The organism is Mesotoga sp. UBA5825 (assembly GCF_002432955.1).
Lineage (GTDB): Bacteria > Thermotogota > Thermotogae > Petrotogales > Kosmotogaceae > Mesotoga.
The window spans coordinates 1-3933 of record NZ_DJHG01000091.1 but is presented as its reverse complement, the minus strand read 5'-3'; the positions used below and the strand labels follow the sequence as shown (position 1 = coordinate 3933).

The 3933-nt window shown below is 50.6% G+C and carries 4 protein-coding genes; all 4 read right to left on the bottom strand.

Annotated features, from left to right (window positions below):
- A partial coding sequence (locus tag B3N33_RS09085; RefSeq protein ID WP_292593087.1) for a poly-gamma-glutamate biosynthesis protein PgsC/CapC occupies positions 1–212 on the bottom strand: 212 nt, incomplete at its 3' end.
- Positions 209–1315 carry a poly-gamma-glutamate synthase PgsB gene (gene pgsB, locus B3N33_RS09080; RefSeq protein ID WP_292593085.1) on the bottom strand — a complete coding sequence of 369 codons (1107 nt, stop codon included), beginning with the start codon at positions 1313–1315 and terminating at the stop codon, positions 209–211. The genes B3N33_RS09085 and pgsB, both read right to left, overlap by 4 nt.
- Complete coding sequence (gene pgsW, locus B3N33_RS09075) at positions 1312–2415, bottom strand: poly-gamma-glutamate system protein (RefSeq protein WP_292593083.1); 1104 nt, start codon at positions 2413–2415, stop codon at positions 1312–1314. Before pgsW ends, pgsB begins: the two co-directional genes overlap by 4 nt.
- Positions 2416–2433: 18 nt before the next feature.
- Positions 2434–3933 (bottom strand): OPT/YSL family transporter (locus B3N33_RS09070; RefSeq protein WP_292593081.1); only part of this gene is annotated, 1500 nt, incomplete at its 5' end.

The window sequence follows — 3933 nt, the reverse complement described above, 5'->3', positions numbered from 1 at the left end:
CTCTTTCTTCCGTAGAGAATTAGATACCTCTGGAGAAGATTTAGAATCAGGAATGTGACCAGACCGACACCCCATGTATACAGCAGCCTCAAAGGCTGTTCAATGAAGATGAACAGGTAGACCGGCGTGACAAGCCCTCCGGCCGACAACCCTGTCACCCACCAGAACACCGTACTTATGACGATTCCGATTGAGAACAATGCAGGACTCATCGAATCTCCTCCAACCCGCTCAGCCACTGTACAAGGCCGCGTATATTTCCGAATCCGAAAACGAGCTCGTGCCCTTCAAGAAGCGAATCGAGCCGGCTCGGGTCTTTCAGCTTTTCCACGTTCTTGTTCTTCAGTATTCGTTGAGGAACAGGTCCTCTGACTATTATCCTGTCGAAGTCTCTAATCATCGCTTCGAAGACGAGAGCCCTGTCCGGTCTGTCGTCTCTGGAGTTGAAGAATCCGACGAGTGGTCTCCCGGGAAAATCCTGTCTTGCCTTTTTCAGAAGCAGAGAAGTGGACCGAATGTCATTGGCCGCGAACGCATTTGCCAGGACGGTATCATTTATCCCGTCGCCGAGATGCAGATACCTGAAGGTCCCCACATCAGGCAGCGCCTCTCTCATTCCCTCAAGCGCCTTTTCTCTGTCCAGACCAAGTAGTTCTACAACCTTCAGTGCGATAGAAAGGTTTTCCTCATTTGGCTCGAATTTGAATCCGGCCGTGTCCTCTACTTTCGGGATGACGGTAACCAATCTAGTATTCATTCTAGAACAGTGGTCTTTTACAGACTCCATTGCTTCGGACGAAACGTTTCCCAAAACGCAAATTCCGCCTGGAGCAATAGATAGAGAAAGCACTTTGGCCGTCTCAATTTCGTCGGCTCCAATCTCTTCGATATGATCCGGATAAGCGTTCGTGATGACGGTAATGTCTGCTTCGACTATTCTCATGCTTGAAAGCTGCATCTCGGGCTTAATAGCCATACATTCTACAACCAAAGCATTGCAGCCTTCCCTCTCCGACTTCTTCAAGGCGAGGAATTGCTCCTGTATGTTTGCAGGGCCGCGACGAACCACTTCGACGTGTCTCCCGTCGGGGGTTATCCATAGAGGAACAGTCCCCGTCGTCTTTCCAAGTACCGAAAAGCCGTTTGCTTTGAGGGCCGCGTGAATTAGTCTTACTGTCTCGCTCTTACCTCTGGTTCCGTTCACTTGGACTGCGATTTTCAACCGTTTTCTTCTCTTTCTCGAGAGAATATTCTCAATGACGAGAAAGAGCAGAAGGATAGACAATGCGACCAGAGCCAGCAGCCAGTTTGTCATTTCTTAATCACCCTTCCCGCGACAACGCAGAGGATCATAAGGAATAGAAAGGTCAAAGTCAGAAGCAACGAATAACTATCGACAAAATACACTCCGCTGGTTCCCGGTTCCGGAAGAGGAACGGGATCGATCGGAATGCCATTCTCCATTGCGAGATCTCTGATGTTCAGCAGATGAATCACGGGCACACCGAGCTCCGCAAACTCGAAAATCAGTCCCCTTTCATCTCCTTTAGGGATCGAAGAGAACGAAGTCAAAACACCGTTATCCAGGCTGAGAGCTAGATGGCTGTTGCCGAAGTTTGTGCTTGCTCCCCCGATATTGACGAAGACAGAAGGCAGTCCGGCCGACTTCTCAAGATAGAGCTCAAGTCTCTTTTCAATGCTTGCTTGAAGAGACTCTTCATATATAAAGGTCTTTCCGCTGGATAAAGCAATCTCCGTCATCAGTTCACGAGCTTTCGGGAAAAACATTCCACTTGCCGTATCGTAATTACCGCCCAGAGAGACTGCGATCAGGCTGTCTTTAAGCAGCCCTACCTCTACAAGTCTTTCCTGCATCGTAACAAAGGTAAACTCCGGATGTGTGGCGCCGTGCTCTGAAGCGCCAATCGAATAGATCACAAGGGGTTCAAGTTCCAGAACTTCGCAGGCGCAGAGAGTGGCTAGAAGAAGCGAGGGGAAAGAGCCGCTCGCTCCTATAGCAACGGGATCGCCTCTCTTGAGATCGAGTTCTTTGAAGTACTTCACCAGGAGAGCCGCGAAGTCCGGATTGGTCGAGGTTCTCTTCGCCTGCAGATTTCCTAGAGTAGTTGTCAACTCCGTGAATTCCGGTCCAATAAGCCCTGTCAAATTAGGGTCGACGGATGGGTCGATTACTATGCCTAATGACTCCCGGAAAGCTGAAAGTTCAGCTATGCAAGAGGCCATTAGTCGAGCCGCGGACAGCTGGGCAGAGAAGTGAGGTGACTCGATCCTCTCCATTGAAAGATTGACGATGAAGAAGGCCGCTACCCCGACAACGGCGCCGAACAATAACCATTTGAGAGAAATGTGAACGCGATTGAAAGGGACTCTGCCCACTGCGTGAATGTGTTTCAAAACAACTCCTCTATTCTATTAGCTAACTGTTAGAACCCTGATTATTGCCAAAACTACTCCCGTTATACCTTCGCCTCCAAGAAGTCCCGACGACACTATCATGCCGGTCTCCTTCGATTCTGGCTTGATCTTGCCGACAATTAAGCTAATAACGCCTCCAACGAATGCGGCGGTAGATATCTCCATAGGGAGGTACATGCCAATTCCAAGCGTCATCCCCGGTAGTTTCATAAGATAGATTATGATCCCAATCACCAAGCCGAAGAAAAAGGCCGGAGTATTTGGGAGACCACCGACCATGGTGGAAACGGCGTACGCTTGTGGCGCGGGGAGTTCCGTTCCCGGGCCCATTGTACCATAGGCTCTGAACATAATAAAGAGAACGATTACCGAGACTACTGCGCCAATTACTCCGCCGACCGTCTCGGCGACGATCTGAGCCCTGGGGTTGGTCTTCAAAAGGTAACCGGATTTGAAATCGTTCAGTACATCGCCAGCAAGACCGCAAGCAACTGCCACTACTCCAGCCACCAAGAACGCTTCGATTGTGCCGAGACTGGCGACTGACTTCACGGCAATAAGAATGATGATGCCGAATATCTCCATAGGATTGATCCCCGACTGCCCGGTTATCGAGGCGGCCATGGCCGTCGTAAGCCATACGCCAACTATTGTAAGTAGAGAAGAGACAAGAGTCATTTCCGTCAAAGTTGTGAGGAAGAGAGCGATGGCCGCAAAAACCAGAGGTATCCAGCGAAGCGTCTTCATTCGCGATCCCTTCCCGCTGCTCTTTACGGGAAGGTAGATCTCTCTTGCCCGCGGCAAGATTCCCTTGAGCAGAATTCCAACACCGGTGCCGACCATCAGTCCGATCCCGAGACTATCTTTGAAAGCCGTCGCAGAGCCGACATCAGCGAACCATCCGGCCGCAACTCCAACGGGGATCAAGAAGAAGTAGCTTATAACAGCTCCAAGGAACCACACTCCTGTGAAGAGCGGTCCGATTATGTAACCTATGCCAACGGCCATAGGGGATATCCACATTCCAAAGAAGATGTTTCTTGAATACAGCCGGACCGAAGACCACGCAGAAGGAATCCATCCCAGCCCGTCCCTTACTGCGACAAATACGGCAGCGGCCCCCATGGTGGAAAAGAGGTACTTTGCCTTCTTCCCCCCTTTGTCACCGGCAACAACTGTCTCGTAGGAAGCCAAACCCATGGGAAAAGGCAGCTTCTCCTTCTCGATGAAATAACGCCTAATCAGTCCTGTGAATACAACTCCCAGAATAGTGCCTGACAATGTGACGACCAGGAGAGACAGGAAACTTACCTCTGAGGAAGCCTCAAGAATCCAGATGCCCGGAACTGTAAAGGCCAGACCGCCAGCCACCATTGCTCCGGAGGACATAGCAGTGTGCGTAACGTTTATCTCGTTCAGGTTAGTCCTGCCCAAGGCCTTGAGTATTGCCAGGGACATAACTGCAACAAAAATGGTCGGCCAGGGAAGAGCCCCCAT